Annotated in this window: 14 protein-coding genes; 7 read left to right on the forward strand and 7 right to left on the reverse strand. The window is 72.2% G+C overall.

Annotated features, from left to right (window positions below):
- On the reverse strand, positions 1-211 hold a 211-nt coding region (locus ABFX51_RS04820), incomplete at its 3' end, for a helix-turn-helix domain-containing protein (protein ID WP_346052440.1).
- Between the two features lie 93 nt (positions 212-304).
- Here ABFX51_RS04820 and ABFX51_RS04825 point away from each other — a divergent pair.
- Positions 305-982, forward strand: a complete 678-nt coding sequence (locus ABFX51_RS04825; protein WP_346052442.1) for a helix-turn-helix transcriptional regulator — start codon at positions 305-307, stop codon at positions 980-982.
- Positions 983-990: 8 nt separating this feature from the next.
- On the opposite strand, the gene ABFX51_RS04830 is transcribed toward ABFX51_RS04825, so the two are convergent.
- The 3 genes from ABFX51_RS04830 to ABFX51_RS04840 are packed head-to-tail and all read right to left on the reverse strand — an operon-like array spanning position 991 to position 3,859.
- Positions 991-2,436: a carboxylesterase/lipase family protein gene (locus tag ABFX51_RS04830; RefSeq protein ID WP_346052444.1), complete on the reverse strand. Its 1,446-nt coding sequence runs from the start codon at positions 2,434-2,436 to the stop codon at positions 991-993.
- Positions 2,433-3,143, reverse strand: coding sequence for an MFS transporter (locus tag ABFX51_RS04835; protein WP_342743444.1), 711 nt, complete (start codon positions 3,141-3,143; stop codon positions 2,433-2,435). Before ABFX51_RS04835 ends, ABFX51_RS04830 begins: the two co-directional genes overlap by 4 nt.
- Positions 3,092-3,859, reverse strand: coding sequence for an MFS transporter (locus ABFX51_RS04840; protein WP_346052446.1), 768 nt, complete (start codon positions 3,857-3,859; stop codon positions 3,092-3,094). Before ABFX51_RS04840 ends, ABFX51_RS04835 begins: the two co-directional genes overlap by 52 nt.
- Before the next feature lie 144 nt (positions 3,860-4,003).
- Here ABFX51_RS04840 and ABFX51_RS04845 point away from each other — a divergent pair, with 144 nt between their 5' ends.
- From ABFX51_RS04845 to ABFX51_RS04855, 3 genes are all read left to right on the forward strand, one after another.
- The gene (locus ABFX51_RS04845) at positions 4,004-4,585 is read left to right on the forward strand and encodes a TetR/AcrR family transcriptional regulator (RefSeq protein ID WP_091503560.1); all 582 of its coding nucleotides are present in this window, start codon (positions 4,004-4,006) and stop codon (positions 4,583-4,585) included.
- A 103-nt stretch (positions 4,586-4,688) separates the two neighbouring features.
- The gene (locus tag ABFX51_RS04850) at positions 4,689-5,867 is read left to right on the forward strand and encodes a glycoside hydrolase family 64 protein (protein ID WP_091503558.1); all 1,179 of its coding nucleotides are present in this window, start codon (positions 4,689-4,691) and stop codon (positions 5,865-5,867) included.
- Positions 5,868-5,877: 10 nt separating this feature from the next.
- A complete protein-coding gene (locus ABFX51_RS04855; protein WP_091503556.1) occupies positions 5,878-6,573 on the forward strand; it encodes a haloacid dehalogenase type II in 696 nt (231 codons plus the stop codon).
- 4 nt (positions 6,574-6,577) lie between these two features.
- Here the strand turns inward: ABFX51_RS04855 and ABFX51_RS04860 are convergent, their stop codons facing one another.
- Genes ABFX51_RS04860 through ABFX51_RS04870 form a run of 3 tightly spaced genes read right to left on the reverse strand, consistent with a single transcriptional unit; the run spans position 6,578 to position 11,477 of the window.
- The gene (locus tag ABFX51_RS04860; protein ID WP_091503555.1) at positions 6,578-7,756 is read right to left on the reverse strand and encodes a metal-dependent hydrolase family protein; all 1,179 of its coding nucleotides are present in this window, start codon (positions 7,754-7,756) and stop codon (positions 6,578-6,580) included.
- The gene (locus ABFX51_RS04865) at positions 7,753-9,465 is read right to left on the reverse strand and encodes a hydantoinase B/oxoprolinase family protein (protein WP_091503553.1); all 1,713 of its coding nucleotides are present in this window, start codon (positions 9,463-9,465) and stop codon (positions 7,753-7,755) included. Before ABFX51_RS04865 ends, ABFX51_RS04860 begins: the two co-directional genes overlap by 4 nt.
- Positions 9,462-11,477, reverse strand: coding sequence for a hydantoinase/oxoprolinase family protein (locus ABFX51_RS04870; RefSeq protein ID WP_091503551.1), 2,016 nt, complete (start codon positions 11,475-11,477; stop codon positions 9,462-9,464). The genes ABFX51_RS04865 and ABFX51_RS04870 overlap by 4 nt, the downstream gene beginning before the upstream one ends.
- Positions 11,478-11,631: 154 nt before the next feature.
- On the opposite strand from ABFX51_RS04870, the gene ABFX51_RS04875 reads away from it, so the two are divergent.
- Genes ABFX51_RS04875 through ABFX51_RS04885 form a run of 3 tightly spaced genes read left to right on the forward strand, consistent with a single transcriptional unit; the run spans position 11,632 to position 15,139 of the window.
- A complete protein-coding gene (locus ABFX51_RS04875; RefSeq protein WP_218153364.1) occupies positions 11,632-12,645 on the forward strand; it encodes a sugar ABC transporter substrate-binding protein in 1,014 nt (337 codons plus the stop codon).
- A gap of 2 nt (positions 12,646-12,647) precedes the next feature.
- Complete coding sequence (locus tag ABFX51_RS04880) at positions 12,648-14,147, forward strand: sugar ABC transporter ATP-binding protein (RefSeq protein ID WP_091503550.1); 1,500 nt, start codon at positions 12,648-12,650, stop codon at positions 14,145-14,147.
- Positions 14,144-15,139: an ABC transporter permease gene (locus tag ABFX51_RS04885; RefSeq protein ID WP_245782816.1), complete on the forward strand. Its 996-nt coding sequence runs from the start codon at positions 14,144-14,146 to the stop codon at positions 15,137-15,139. Before ABFX51_RS04880 ends, ABFX51_RS04885 begins: the two co-directional genes overlap by 4 nt.
- The last annotated feature ends 10 nt before the right edge of the window (positions 15,140-15,149 follow it).

The following is a 15,149-nucleotide window of genomic DNA, read 5'->3' on the forward strand; positions in this document are numbered from 1 at the left end:
GGCGCAGCGCGTCGGCGAGCGCGTCGGCCGAACGGCGTTGCGCCGCCTGGGCGCGGCCGCGTTCCAGGTCCCGCAGCGCGCGTTCGCTCATGCCGGAGGCCTTGGCCAGTTCCGCCTGGGTCAGCCCGGCGGCGCGGCGGTGGCGCAGCAGCAGGCGCCCGAACGCCGGGGTGGCGTCCGGGCCGGTGCCGGGATCTTGTGCGTCGTTCACCACCGCCCATTCAACCGGCAGAATTGCCGGTGGTCGAAACCTGCCGGTGGTTCCGCCTCCTCCGCGCGCGGGGGACGGTGTTTGCTGGAGGTCATGTCTTCGCGTATAGCGTGGGCCGAGGGCGGCAACCGTCCCCGGCTGCACTCCGTCCCGCCCCGGCGCCCGGCCGTCCGGGTCGCCATCGTGGCGGCCGATCCGTTCGTCCGCACCGGGATACTGGCCGAGCTGCGGGACAAGCCCGGGGTGCAGGTGGTCGACGCGCGCGAGGACGGCGGGGCCGAGGTGGTGCTCGCGGTCGCCGAGGCGGGCCGTGAACTGGGCGAACTGCTGACGACGACGCCGAACGCGCGGCTGGTGCTCGTCGCGGAGGACACGCGGCCGGCGGAGCTGTGGACGGCGGTGGAGCACGGGCTCGTCGTGCTGGTGCCGCGTGCTGAGGCCACGACGGCCCGCCTGCTGCAGGCGATCGCCGACGCCCACGCCGGCCGCGGTGACGTGCCGCCGGAGCAGCTGGGGCCGTTGCTGCGCGGGCTGTCCCGACTGCACCACGACGTGCTGGCGCCGCGCGACCTGACGCTGAGCGGGCTGTCCCGCCGGGAGGCCGACGTGCTGCGGCTGCTCGCGGAGGGCATGGACACGGCGGAGATCGCGGCGGAGATGACCTACTCCGAGCGGACCGTGAAGAACATCCTGCACAGCCTCCTGTCGCGGCTCGGGCTGCGCAACCGCACGCACGCGGTGGCCTACGCCTTGCGGGAGGGCATGATCTGACGGGTTCGTCACCCCCGTAGCTCCCACGGCATCCGGCTCAGCGCGCCGGGCACCTCGCGCATCCGGTCGTCGAACACCTTGGCGCGCCGGGCGGCGGAGTCGTAGGCGCTCCAGCCGGCGTCGCCGTCGCGCGCGAAACGCACGAACGCGTCGTGCATCGCGGCCGCCAGGTGCGGCGGTGCGTCCGGCCCCAGCAACCGGGCCACGCCGGGGGCCTGGAGGTGGTCGAAGAAGAACGGGAGGTCGGTGCAGTGCGCGGCACCGAGCCCGGGGGCCTGCCACCCGAACTGGTAGGCGTAGACCGGGATCCCGGCCCCGGCGGCCACCTCGGCGAGATCGCGGGCGGGCGCGCGGAAGGTGCGGTCGGTCAGCGCCTGGGCGAGCGCGTGGCCCGGGTTGCCCGTCCGCAGTGCCCGGAGGTAGTGGCGCAGATCCCGGGGTGTGAGCCCGAGGTTGGCGAAACCTTCCTCGCACGCTTCGGTCGACGGGGCGGGTGTCACCTCGCCGAGCATGAAGTTCCACTCCTCGGCGGTCACGCCGATCAGGAGTGCGTCGAGTGCGCCCGGCACGGCGAGCGCTTCGCCCGGCGCCGTCGTGACGACCTCACCGTCGTGGGTGGGCTGCCAGCGGAAGGCGGGTTTTCCGGTACGGCGGGCCCGGTCGTCGACGGCGGCCGGAGGCGCCTGTACTTCCTCGGGCAGCCACGCGGTTTCCAGCTCCAGCCGCCGCCCCAAGGGCACGCGCCCGAGCGCGGCCCGCATGGGCGGAACGCCGAGCTGCGCGGCGAACTCGGCGGAGAGCGCTCGCATCCGGTCCAGTGACGCGAGCAGCGGGGTCCCGGCGCTCATCACGGCCAGCCGGTGGAACAGGCCGCGTGCGGCGGGCACGCCGGAGAGGGCGAGCGCCGCTGTCGCGCCTGACGACTGCCCGGCCACCGTGACGCGATCCGGGTCACCGCCGAACGCCTCGATGTTGTCGCGGACCCACCGCAGTGCCGCGGTGAGGTCGAGCAGCGCGCGGTTCGCGACGCCGTCGTCGAGGATCATGAACCCCTCCGCGGCGAGGCGGTAGTTGGGGACGACGAGCACGACCCCGTCCCGCGCGAAGGTCTCGCCCGTGTACCACGGGCTGGCGTTGCTGCCGGTGAAGAACCCGCCGCCGTGCAGCCACACCACGACGGGAACGCGTGCACCCCGGTCCGCGGGCGCGTACACGTTGAGGTTCAGCGGGTTGCCGCCCACCACGACGGGGTCGGGGAACAGTTCCTGGGCTACCGGCGCGTGAGGCGCCGAAGCACCTGGGGCCGTGGCCGGGAAAACGCCGTCCCACGGCGCGGGCGCGCGGGGTGGGTCGAATCCGGCGCCGGGGTCCTGCGCGTACGGGATGCCCAGGAAGACCGCGGCTCCATCGAGTAGGCGTCCTTCGACGAGGCCGGACGCGGTGCGCACGATCATCGGCGGGCGCTCCGGTTCCCCTCGAGGAAGAGCGCGATCACGGCGGTGGCGACGCTCAGCGCGGCGAGGGCGAGCAGGGCGGCGCGGTACCCGTGCACGACCGCCGCGGGATCGTTCGCCGCGCCGGGCCCGGTGACGGTCGAGGCGAGCGTGACCAGTGCGGCGATGCCGAGCGCTCCCCCGAGCTGGCGGCACATGTTCAGCAGGCCCGAAGCGACCCCGGCGTGGCGTGGATCGACGCCCGTGGTGGCCGCGACGATCCCCGGCATCATCGTCAGGCTCGTCCCGGCGCCGACGACCAGGGTGGGGGCGAGCACGTGGGTGACGTAGGCCGGGTGCGCGGGCAGCCCCGAGAGCCACCACAGCCCGGCGGCGGCGACCAGCGCCCCGCCCACCACGAGCGGGCGCGGGCCGAGCGCGGGGATCAGCCGCTGGGAGACGAGGACGCCGAGACTGATCACGGCCAGCATCGGCAGCAGGGACAGTCCCGCCCGCAGCGCCGTTTCGCCCAGCACCTGCTGGAAGTACAGCGAGAGGAAGAACAACGGCGTGGTGACCACGGCGCCGATGCACACGGTCAGGGCGTTGCCGATCCGGACGTTGCGCCGGGCGAACACCGCAGACGGGATCAACGGTGCGGCGGCCCGGCGCTCGATCACCGCGAACACGGCCAGCAGCACGACCCCGGCCACCAGTGCGGCGAGCACCTGGGCCGCCCCCCAGCCTGGTCGGGCGCCACCGAGATCCCGTAGACGATGGCGGCGACGGCGAGGGTGACCGTGACGGCACCCGGGACGTCGATGCGGGCGCGCTCCCGCGCGAGCGGGGTGGCCAGCAGTGAGGCGCGTGTCGCGACGAGCAGGCACGCGCCGATGGGGACGTTGACGAGCAGCACCCAGCGCCAGCTCAGCGCGGCGGTGAGGACCCCGCCGAGCACGATGCCGGCGGCCCCGGCGCTCGCGGCCGCGACGCCCCACCAGGTCAGGGCGCGGGTCCGGGCGCCGGGGTCGGTGTGGCTGGCGGTAATCAGGCTCAGGCTCGACGGCCCGAGCGCCGCGGCGCCCGCCCCTTGCACGAGACGTGCCACGAGCAGCATCGCACCGTCCGAGGCGAGACCGCCGAGCAGGCTCGCCGCGGTGAACACGACCAGCCCGGCCACGAAGACCCGGCGGCGGCCCAGCAGGTCACCGGCGCGCGACGCGAGCAGCAGCAGACCGCCGAAGGTGATCAGGTAGCCGTTGACGACCCACTGCTGCCCGGCGGGCGACAGGCCGAGACCCGCCTTCATCGCGGGGAGCGCCACGTTCACGATGCTCGAATCGAGCACCACCATGAACTGCGCCAGGCACGCGATGACGGCGACGCCTCTCAGGCTCACCCCCGGTTTGACGAGCTGCTGAGCCGGTTGCGTTACGGAGGACATCGCCCCCACCCTTCTGACCGCAAGTTGACGGATAGCCTGTCCGTCAACCACGGTAGCCAATGCCGGACAGGCTGTCCACCATTGGGTCCGAGAAGCCGGATAGACTGTCCACCAACTCAGGACCTCCTGCGGACAGGACTTCGCGTGACCACGGACAGGCCGACGTTCCCCACCAGGCGGGCCGCCGCAAAGCGGAACCGGGACAAGATCCTCGACGCCGCCCGCGCCGCCTTCGCCGAACCCGGCGTGGAGGTGTCCATGGCGGAGATCGCGCGCCGCGCCGGCGTCGGCATGGCCACCCTCTACCGCAACTTCCCGGGCCGCCGGGAACTGCTCGAAGCCCTCTACGCCGGCGAGGTCGACGCCCTCTGCGAGGCCGCCCGCGCCGACGACGGACAGCCGCCGGGCGAGGCGCTCCTCGCCTGGCTGCACCGGCTCTTCGCCTTCCTGCCCGGCAAACGCCTCATCGTGGCCGAGTTGCTCGAACTCAGCGTGGACGACAGCCCCGTCGTCGACGGCAGCAGGGCCCGGGCGCTCGCCGCGGGCCGGCCGCTGCTGACCGCGGCCCAGGACGCCGCCGAGATCCGCGCGGACCTCACCCTGGAGCAGATCTTCGACCTGGTCGCCGCGATCGCCAAGATCTCCAGCGATCCCCGCTACCTCGAGCCGATGCTGCGGACCATGCTCGACGGCCTGCGCACGCCGGCGGCCGCCCAGCTGGACTGAACCACTGACAGAAAGGTCCAGACAATCCGACTTTCGTCGGTTGACGGTCCCCGAAACCCTTGCCTAGCCTCGGAATCTCCCCGCAATTCAAGGAGGTATTCCGGTGCTCTCCCGCCGCGCCTTCCTGGGCCTGTCCGCCGCCACCGCCGTCACCGCGGGTACCGCGCCCCTCTGGCCCGGCTTCCCCCAGGCCGCCGCCACCCCGGCCACCTTCGCACTCGACCTGGTCAACTCCTCGGGCTCCGGCACCGTCTACGCCTACGTCACCGGCTTCGCGCCGGACAACCGCCTCGTGCTGCTGGCCGCGGACGGGTCGCCCTACTACCCGTCGTCCCCCTCGTCCACGCTCACCCCGCTGCCCGTCGACTGCGCGATCCCCGTGGGCTCGGGGCGCCGCGTCACCGTGCCCCGCATGTACGGCGCCCGCATCTACGTCGTCACCGGCTCGAAGCTGGACTTCTTCCTCAACCCCGGTCCCGCGCTGGTGCACCCCAGCTTCCTGAACACCTCCGACCCCAACTACGGCCGGAACTGGTCCTTCGCCGAGTTCACGTTCAACGACGTGCAGCTGTTCGCCAACATCAGCTACGTCGACTTCGTGGGCCTGCCGCTGGGCATCGCGCTGACGTCCTCCGCCGGCACCCAGTCGGTGCAGGGCCTGCCGGCCGGTTCCGTGGACGCGGTCGCAAGCGCGCTCAGCGGGCAGGGCGGCGCCTGGCCGCAGCTGATCCAGAACGGCCCCGACGGCCGCCCGCTGCGCGTGCTTTCCGCGCACCACAAGGCGAGCCAGTTCGCCGGGTACCTCGACGGCTACATCGACCAGGTGTGGCAGAAGTACTCGAGCCAGACGCTGACGGTCGACCCGCAGAACGGCACCGGGCCCTTCACCGGGCGCGTGACGAACGGCGTGCTCACCTTCAACAACGGCGAGACGTTCAGCAAACCGAGCACCGCCGACGTGTGGAGCTGCGACAGCGGCCCGTTCGCCATCGCCGCGGGCGCGAGCAACGCGCGCAAGGCGATCATCCCCCGCCTCGCCGCCGCGCTGAACCGCACCACGCTCCTGGCCAACCCGAACCAGCCCACCGGCGAGAACCCCGCGCAGTTCTACCAGAACGCGCAGACCAACCACTACGCCCGCGTCGTGCACAGCAGGCTGCCCGGCAACCGCGGCTACGCCTTCCCGTACGACGACGTCACCCCGGGCCCGGACTTCAGCGGCTCGGTGTTCGCCGGCGACCCGCAGGTCCTCACGGTCACGGTGCGCGCTACGCACGCGTGATACTGGCGGGATGACGATCCGCGTACTGGCGTTCGACATCTTCGGCACGACGGTGGACTGGTACACCGGCGTGTCCCGGCAGGCGGCGGAGGTCTTCGGCGAGCTGGGTGTCCGGCTCGACCCGGGGGCCTTCGCCCTGGAGTGGCGGGACAAGTACCTGCCCTCCATGGCCCGCGTGCAGCACGGCGAGCGCGAGTGGGCGTACTTGGACACGCTGCACCGCGAGTCGCTCGACGAGCTGCTCGCCGAACACGGCGTGGACCTCGACGAGGCCGCCCGGCAGCGGCTCGTGCACGCCTGGCACCGGTTGCCCGCGTGGGACGACGTGCCCGACGGCCTGCAGCGGCTGCGGAAGTCCTACACCGTCGCGGCGCTGTCGAACGGCGGGTTCGCGTTGATGACCAACCTGGTCAAGGCCGCGAACCTGCCGTTCGACTGCATCCTCTCGGCCGAGCTGGCCCGCACCTACAAGCCCGACGCCCGCGTGTACCGCACGGCGGCGAGCCTGCTCGACGTCGACCCCGGCGAGGTCCTGATGGTCGCCGCGCACGGCTGGGACCTCGCCGGGGCGGCCGCCGCCGGGCTGCGGACGGCGTTCGTCGAACGTCCTCGTGAGAAGGGCCCGGACCGGGAGGCCGACAAGGACGTCGACGCCGAGTTCTCGGTGCACGACTTCGGCGAACTCGCCGAAAGGCTCGGCGTATAGGTCGTTATACGAGCATTCCGCCTCGCACGACCCGGCGCGGGCCCGCCCACAGCACGGACGGGTCCGTGAACGGGTCGCCGTCGAGCACGAGCAGGTCGGCGGCACAGCCGACCGCGATCCGGCCGAGGTCGGGGCGCCGCAGCAGCGCCGCGTTGACCGACGTGGCGGACCGCAGCACCGCGAGCGGCCCCTCGACCTCGGTCTGCAGCCGCAACCCGTTGAGCTGCTCGTCCTCCAGCACACCCATCAGGTCCGAGCCGAACCCGATCGGCACGCCCGCCGCGCGCGCCAGTTCGACCGCGTGCTTGCCGGATTCCAGCACCTCGCGGTTCTTCTCCCGCGACACCGCGGGCATGCCGAGCTCCTCGCCACGGCGGTCCATCGCGTCGTAGGCGGCGAGTGTCGGCACCAGGAACGCACCGGAAGTCGCCATGAGGGACGCGGTTTCGGCGTCGAGCAGGTTACCGTGTTCGATCGAGCGCACGCCGTTCTCCACCGCGTGCCGGATCGCCTCGGGCGAGTACGCGTGTGCCGCCACGTAGCTCCCGCGGCGCGCCGCCTCCTCCGTCACCGCCCGGATCTCGTCGGGCGAGTACTGCGGCACGCGGATCGGGTCGGTCAGCGAAACCACGCCACCCGACGCCATGATCTTGATGGCGTGCGCCCCGCGCCGGAACCGGTCGCGCACCGCGTGCCGCAGCGCGTCGACGCCGTCCACCACCTCGTTCATGAACTCGTGGCAGCCGCAGAAGTCGCTGTCCGTGCCCCGCGGGTCGCCGTGCCCGCCGGTCTGGCTCAGCGCCGGGCCGGTGTAGAGGTACCGCGGCCCGCTGATCAGGCCTTCCGCCAGTGCACGGGGAATGCCGGGGTCGCCACCGGCGACGTCGCGGACGGTGGTGAACCCGCGTGAAAGCGCTTTCCGCAGCCGGTCGGCGCCGGAGTAGGCGAGGTAGCTGGGCGTCGCCGACTCGATCTCCAGCAGGTCCAGCGAGATGCCGTAGGCGTGGAAGTGCGCGTCGATCAGGCCCGGCACGACCGTGCCGCCCCGCGCGTCGAGCACCTCGTCCGCCTCGAACTCACCGCCGAGCTGGACGATCCGCCCGTCCTCGACGTGCACCGGACCGTCGAGCAGCTCCTCGGACTCGCCGTCGAACACCGCCCCGTTGACCACCGACAGCCTCATGACGCGCTCCGCAGCCGCTGTGTGCCCACCTCGTCGACGGCGAAGGTCTCCGGATCGACGGCCACCCCGTACTCACGGGCCGCGGCTTCCGGCGACACGAACCCGTTGCGGACGTCGCGGGCCACGCGCTCGGGCTCGCGTTCGAACGGGTTGCCGTAGCCGCCACCGCCGCCGGTGTCGTTGACCAGCACCTCGCCCGCGTCGAGGCGGTTGTAGCTGCCGCCCTGGACCACCTCGCGGTCGGTGCCGGGGTTGAGCACGATGCGGTTGTTCTCCCCCGGCTTGCCGCCCGCGATGGGCCACGGCTTGGTCTTCGTCTTGTACACCAGGCAGATCCCGGTCGAGGGCGCGGTGAACCGGTACACGCGGCTCACGCCGACGCCACCTCGGTGCCTGCCCGCGCCGCCCGTGTCGGGCCGGTAGCCGTAGGACTCGATGAACATCGGCGACTTCGTTTCCAGCACTTCGACGGGGTTGTTGCGGCAGCCGGGTTCCGACAGGTGCATGATCCCGTCCTCGCCGTCGCCGCCGGCGTGCGCGCCGAAGCCGACGGCTTCGTTCGTCGCCTCCAGCCAGGATTCGCCGGTGCGCGGGTTGACGCCCAGGCCCATCATCGAGCAGACGTCACCGCCCGAGCACGCGGGCACCTGGTCCGGCATGCCCTGGGCAAGCGCTTTCAGCACCACCTCCCCGGCGAGCAGCCCGGTCCACAGCGTGAACGTCGGCATCGGCGGGACGGCGTGCATCACCGAACCCGGCTCGGTGACCACGCGCAGCGGCCGGAAGTTGCCTGCCACGACCGAGGTGTCCGGGGTGGTGAGCGACTTGAACACCAGGCTGCACAAGGCTTCCGTCTGCCCGAGCGGCAGGTTGATGGGCCCGCGCACGCCGTGCTCGCTGCCGGTCCAGTCGATCACCAGCTCCTCGTCGGTGACGGTGACCGTGACGCGCAGCTTGATCATGCGGTCGAGGTCCACGCCGTCGGAGTCGACGTAGTCCTCGGCGGTCCAGGTGCCCTTGGGCAGCTTCGCCAGCGCCAGCCGGGCCAGCCGCTCGCCGTGGTCGTTGATCGCGTCCATCGCGGCCACGAGGGTGTCCGTGCCGTACTTCGCCGCGATCTCCTGCGTGCGCCGCACCCCCGTGACACACGCGGAAACCTGCGCCTGCAGGTCGCCGATCGTGCGCTCGGGCATCCGGCTGTTGAACCGGATGATGTTGAACACGTCGTCGTTCTGCACGCCCTCGGCGTAGAGCCGGGTGGCGGGGAAGAACAGGCCCTCCTGGTACATGTCCGTGGAGTCCAGGACGTAGCCGGGGTCCTTCTGCTTCAGGTCGAGCACGTGGATGCGGCACGAGGCGAACCCGATGAGCCTGCCCTCGGCGTGGACCGGCGCGAACACCAGCGGGTCGAGCGTGTGCGCGGACGACCAGTACGGGTAGTTCAGCACGAACACGTCGCCCGGCCGCATCGCGTCGGCGCCCAGGAACTTCACCGCCTCCTTGATGCCGTGGTCGTTGCCGCGCGTGAAGATCGCGATGCCCGGCGCGTCCGCGACCACGTCCCCATTGGCGTCGTGGATGCCGATGCCGTAGTCGTGGATCTCGTAGACCACGGTGTTGTAGGCGGTGCGGCACAGGTTCCGCGCCATCTCCTCGGCCGACGCCAGGAGCCCGTGCCGGATGATCTCGGTGGTGATCTGGTCGCTCATCGTTCCCCTACGGTGATCACGAGTTCGCCGTGAGGACCGACCCGCAGGCGGTCCCCGGCGTGGATGACGGTGGTGGCGGTGTGCTCGGCGATCACGGCGGGGCCGTCGAACTCGTCGCCCGCCAGCAGGTTTTCGCGCGTGTACAGCGCGTACGGCACGGCGGGCTGCTCCTCCGACACGAACACCGGGCGGCTGCTCTCGGCCGCCACCGAGCCGGACGTCCGCGACGGCAGCAGGGGCAGCGTCGGCTTGTCCACCGAGCCCGTCGCCCGCAGGCGCAGCGTCGTGACCTCCACCGGGTCGGTCATGGTGTGCCCGTACTGCCGCTCGTGCAGCCGGGCGAACTCACTCTCCACTTCGGACAGACTCGTGAAGGTGACCGTCACCGAGTGCTCCTGCCCGGCGTAGCGCACGTCGAGGCTGCGGCTCAGCGTGGCCTCGAAACCCTCGGAGGCGAGCAGTTCCCGCGCCTCGGCCTCCATCCCGGCGTAGGCCGCCTCGACCTGCTCGGCGTCCAGTTCGCCCAGCGGCGCGACGAGCGTGCGCGCGAAGTCGTGCTGCACGTCGGCCATGAGCATGCCGAACGCGGAGAACGCGCCCTGCCCCGGCGGCACGACGACGGTGGGGATGCCCAGCTCGGCCGCCACGTCGACGGCGACGAGCCCGCCGCCACCGCCGAACGACAGCAACGCGAAGTCCTTCGGGTCCCTGCCGACCTCGACGGTGATCGCCCGGACCGCGCCCATGATCTTGGTGCTGGAGATCCGCACGATGCCGCGGGCGAGCGCGGGCACGCTCATCCCGAGCGGTTCCGCGACCGAGGAGAGCGCCTTCTCCGCCAGCACCCGGTCCAGCACGAGCTTGCCGCCCAGCGGGGCGTCCGTGCCCAGGTACCCGATCGCCAGCGCCGCGTCGGTGAACGTCGGCTGCGTGCCGCCCCGCCCGTAGGACGCCGGGCCGGGTGCCGCGCCCGCGCTCTGCGGGCCGACCTGCAGCGCCCCGGCCTCGTCGAGGTGGGCGATCGAGCCGCCGCCCGCGCCGATGGTGTGGATGTACAGCGACGGGGTGTTGATCGGCAGGCCCTCGAACTCCGCGCCCTGGTACAGCACCGGCTCGCCGTCGAGGATCAGCGACGCGTCGAGGCTCGTGCCGCCCATGTCGATCGTGATCAGGTTCGGCTCGCCGATCAGCCCGGCGAACGCCGCCGCGCCGATCACGCCCCCGGCCGGGCCGGACAGGATCAGGCTCACCGGCTGCTCCCGCGCGGTGCCGACGGTCATCGCGCCGCCGCCCGAGCGGGTCATCAGGAACCGGCCGGTGAACCCGCGCCCGGTCAGCTCGCCTTCGAGGTCGTGCAGGTACTGCCGCACGATCGGCTTGACGTAGGCGTCCAGCACGGCCGTGCTGGTGCGCTCGTACTCGCGGTACTCCCGCGACAGCTCGTGCGACAGGGTCACCGCCACGCCGGGTGCGAGCTCGGCGAGCACCTCGCGCATCCGCAGCTCGTGCTCCGGGTTGGCGTAGGCGTGCAGGAACGCGACGGCCACGGACTCGTAGCCGCGCTCGGCGATGACCCGCGCGACGCGCCGGGCGTCCTCGACGTCGAACGGGGTGTGCACGCTGCCGTCGAACAGGCTGCGCTCGGTCACCTCGAACGTGTCGTAGCGCTCCAGCAGCGCCTCGGGCTTGCGGTAGGTGATGTCGTAGTTGGTGCGCCGGTCGGTGCGGCCGAGCAGGTAGACGTCGCGGAAGCCGCGGGTGCCGACCACCGCGGTGCGGGCACCGGTGCGGGTCAGCAGCGCGTTGAGGCCGAGCGTCGTGCCGTGGGTGAACATCGCGATCTCGCCGACGTCCGCGCTCGCCACGCCGAACGCGTCGAGCACTCCGGTGGTGGGCGAGGCGGGCGTCGTCGCGACCTTGTCGAACCGCAGCTCGCCCGTGGCGGGCAGCAGCTCGACGACGTCGGTGAAGGTGCCCCCGACGTCGATCGCCAGCCGGCTGGTGTTGGTCATGCGGCGCAGTATCGGGGTTTCGGCGAGAGCACGGCTGGATGACGGAGCACAGGTCCCGCGGCCGGGGCTGTGCTGCTAGCACATCGGCCTCCGGGTGCGCACAGTCAGCATTCCCCCACCTCGACCACTGGAGAAAGGCGGAGGAGGAGCTGCAATGAAGACCTCGCTTCGACTCACGGCTCTGGCGGGAGCGGCGGCACTTGCGGTGTCGCTGTCCGCGTGCAGCCGGCCCAGCACCGACGCCGCGACGGCCACCTCGGCGGCCCCCGCGGACAAGACACTGTCCATCGGCTTCTTCGGCTTCGCGAAGGCCAACTCCTTCGCCCAGGCGACGTGGGCCGGCATCCAGGAGTACGCGGCGGCGCACAACGCGAACGCCACCTTCCTGGACTCGAACTTCGACGGGCCCACCCAGGTCAACCAGCTGCAGGACGCGGTGACGTCCAAGCGGTACGACGTGGTGATCGTGCAGGCCAACGACGGCACCGCGATCGTCAACGCCGTCAAGCAGGCCGTCGCCGCCGGCATCACGGTGGTCATCGAGTTCACCCCGGTCGGCGGCGACTACTCGACCACGCAGCCGCAGGTCCCCGGCACGATCAGCATCGTGGACGCGCCGGTCCTCAACGGGCAGGGGCTGGCCACGCTCGGTCTCGGCGCGTGCAAGGAGGCCGGGTCGACGCCCTGCAAGGTGGCCTACCTGGAGGGCTTCGCGAACTACCCGCTCGACACCGCCCGCACCAACGCGACGGTGGACGCGCTCAAGGCCGGTGGCGCGGACGTCGTCGCCAGCGTCGTCGGCGGCTACACGCAGGACTCCGGGCGCGCGGCGTTCCAGAACGTGCTGCAGGCCCACCCCGACGTCAACGTCGTGATCGGCTCCTCGCAGGCGATCGAGGGCGCGGCGCCGCTGGCGGCGGGGCGCAACATCAAGTTCGTCGGCAACGGCGGTTCCACGCAGGCGTTCCAGGCCGTGCAGAGCGGCACCTGGTACGGCGTGTACGTCATCCCGGAGAAGGCCGAAGGCGCGAAGGCGGCGGAGCTGGGCCTGGCGAAGGCACGCGGGCAGCAGGTGCCGGTCGCGACCGACGCCCGCACGCTGACCCCGTACCAGGCGCTCGGCACCAAGCACACGCTGCAGGGCCAGACCGCCGACTACTCGGACTGACGATGCGCGCACCCGCCATCTCCGTCCGCGGAGCCGGGAAGAGCTACAGCGGGGTCTCCGTCCTGCGCGGTGTCGACCTCGACATCGCGCCGGGCGAGGTGCACTGCCTCGTCGGCGAGAACGGCGCCGGCAAGAGCACGCTGCTCAAGATCCTCGGCGGCGCGATCAGGGCCGACGAGGGCACCGTCTCCTTCGACGGCAAGCCCGCGGCACTGCACACCCCGCGCGATTCGATCCGGCACGGCGTCAGCCTCATCTCCCAGGAGGGGGCGCTCGTGCCGGCGCGGACCGTGCTGGAGAACGTGTTCCTGGGCCGCTGGGCGAACCGCGCCGGGTTCGCGCGGCGGCGCGACGACCGCCGCGCGTTCGACGAACTGCTGGCGGTCACCGGGTTCGACGTGGACCCGCAGGCCCGCGTCGCCGACCTGTCCATCGGCACGCAGCAGCAGGTGGAGATCCTGCGGTCGCTGGCCCGCGGTGCCCGCGTGCTGGCGATGGACGAGCCGACGGCGGTGCTGACCGAGCACGAGAAGGAGAACCTGCTCGGGCTCATCCGCAGGCTCGCCGCCGACGGCCGGACGATCATCCTGGTGTCGCACTTCCTCGACGAGGTGCTCAGCGTCGCCGACCGGATCACCGTGCTGCGGGACGGGAACCTCGTGCTCTCCGACGACGCCGCCAACCACACGCCCGCCACCCTGGTGCGGCACATGGTCGGGCGGGAGCTGGAGGTGCTGCACGCGGACCCGCCGCCGCTGCCCCCGGACGCGCCGGTGCGCCTGGCGGCACGCGGGCTGCGGCGCGGGCTGGTGGACGGCATCGACCTGACCGTGCGCGCCGGGGAGATCCTCGGCATCGCGGGGCTGGTCGGCAGCGGCCGCAGCGAAACGCTGCGGCTGTTGTTCGGCGCCGACCGGGCCACCGCGGGTGTCGTGGAGGTGGACGGGAAAGCGCTGTCCCGGCTGACCCCGCGCCGCGCGATGGCGGCCGGGATCGCGCTGGTGCCGGAGTCCCGCAAGGAACAGGGCCTGGTGATGGCCCGCTCGGTGCGGGAGAACGTCGCGCTCGCCTCGCTCGGCGCGCGCCGGCTGGGCCCGTTCGTCCGCACCCGCGGCGAGCGGACCGCGGTCGGCGAGGCGTCGCGCTCGGTCGACATCCGCGCGGCGAAGCCGGATGCCGCGATCGAGACGCTGTCGGGCGGCAACCAGCAGAAGGCGTTGTTCGCGAAGTGGCTGCTGCGGCGCCCGCGGGTGCTGCTGATCGACGAGCCGACCCGCGGGGTGGACGTCGCGGCGAAGACGCAGATCCACCGGCTGATCGTCGAGCTCGCCGCCGAGGGCATGGCGGTCGTCGTCGTGTCGTCGGAGATCGAGGAGGTGCTCGGCCTCGCCCACCGGGTGCTCGTGCTGCGGCACGGCCGCGTGGCTGGCGAGTTCAGCCGGGGCGCACCGCGCGAGGACGTGCTCGCCGCGGCGTTCGGACAGGAAGGGGAACAGTCGTGACTGTGGACACCGCGCCGGAGACGGCGAGCGCCGCACCGGCCGGCAGGGCGCTGCGGCGGGGCGGGCGGATGCGCGACTACGGGATCCTGGTCGCGCTGCTCGCGATCGTGGTCGCGCTGTCGCTGAGCACCAGCACGTTCCTGAGCACGTCGAACCTGGTCAACCTGCTCGACCAGTGCTCGGTCGTCGGGCTGCTCGCGGCGGGCGCCACCGTGTGCATCATGAGCGGCGTCTTCGACCTCACCGCGAGCGCGTCGCTGGCGCTGTCGGCGATCGTCGGCGTGCAGGTCGGCCGGAGTTTCGGCGTGTTCACCGGGTTCGCCGCGGCGATCGCCGCCGGCGCGCTGCTCGGGCTGGTCACCGGCACGATCGTGGTGCGCAGCGGGGTCAACTCGTTCATCGCGACGCTGGCGACGAGCATCATCTACCGCGGCCTCGCGGTAGTGGTCACCGCGGGCTCGATCGTCTACCCGCTGGCCACCCAGCAGGAGGACTTCGGGATGCTGACGTGGCCCTCGCTGTTCGGGCTGACGTCGGCGACGGTGGTGTTCGTCGTCGTGGTCGCCGCGATCGGGGTGCTCATCTCCTCGACCACGTTCGGCCGCCGCGTCTACGCGGTGGGCGGCAACGCCGAGGCGGCGCGGCTGTCCGGTATCCGGGTCGGCCAGATCCAGGTCGCGGCGTACGTCGTGAGCGGCGTCTGCTCGGCCCTGGCCGGGCTGATCCTGGCCTCCCGCGCCGGTTCGGCGCAGTCGAGCATGGCGACCGGGATGGAGCTGTCCGCGATCGCCGCGGCGGTCATCGGTGGCACCAGCATCCTCGGCGGCGAGGGCGCGATCTGGCGCGGGGTCGTCGGTGCGCTGCTGCTCACCCTCATCGGCAACGGGTTCAACCTGCTGGGCTGGGACACCATCTACCAGCAGGTCGTGCAGGGCTGCCTCATCCTGCTCGCCGTGGCCGTTGATCGCTACCTGCGGAAAAAGAGCAGGTAGGACAGGTAGA

Source organism: Amycolatopsis dongchuanensis (genome assembly GCF_039542405.1).
GTDB lineage: Bacteria > Actinomycetota > Actinomycetes > Mycobacteriales > Pseudonocardiaceae > Amycolatopsis_E > Amycolatopsis_E sacchari.

Excerpts from the sequence above, each read along its gene's own strand:
- ABFX51_RS04825 (WP_346052442.1), top strand. The coding sequence starts at position 305 with ATGTCTTCGCGTATAGCGTGGGCCGAGGGCGGCAACCGTCCCCGGCTG.
- ABFX51_RS04830 (WP_346052444.1), bottom strand. The coding sequence starts at position 2,436 with ATGATCGTGCGCACCGCGTCCGGCCTCGTCGAAGGACGCCTACTCGAT.
- ABFX51_RS04840 (WP_346052446.1), bottom strand. The coding sequence starts at position 3,859 with ATGTCCTCCGTAACGCAACCGGCTCAGCAGCTCGTCAAACCGGGGGTG.
- ABFX51_RS04855 (WP_091503556.1), top strand. The coding sequence starts at position 5,878 with ATGACGATCCGCGTACTGGCGTTCGACATCTTCGGCACGACGGTGGAC.
- ABFX51_RS04860 (WP_091503555.1), bottom strand. The coding sequence starts at position 7,756 with ATGAGGCTGTCGGTGGTCAACGGGGCGGTGTTCGACGGCGAGTCCGAG.
- ABFX51_RS04865 (WP_091503553.1), bottom strand. The coding sequence starts at position 9,465 with ATGAGCGACCAGATCACCACCGAGATCATCCGGCACGGGCTCCTGGCG.
- ABFX51_RS04870 (WP_091503551.1), bottom strand. The coding sequence starts at position 11,477 with ATGACCAACACCAGCCGGCTGGCGATCGACGTCGGGGGCACCTTCACC.
- ABFX51_RS04875 (WP_218153364.1), top strand. The coding sequence starts at position 11,632 with ATGAAGACCTCGCTTCGACTCACGGCTCTGGCGGGAGCGGCGGCACTT.
- ABFX51_RS04880 (WP_091503550.1), top strand. The coding sequence starts at position 12,648 with ATGCGCGCACCCGCCATCTCCGTCCGCGGAGCCGGGAAGAGCTACAGC.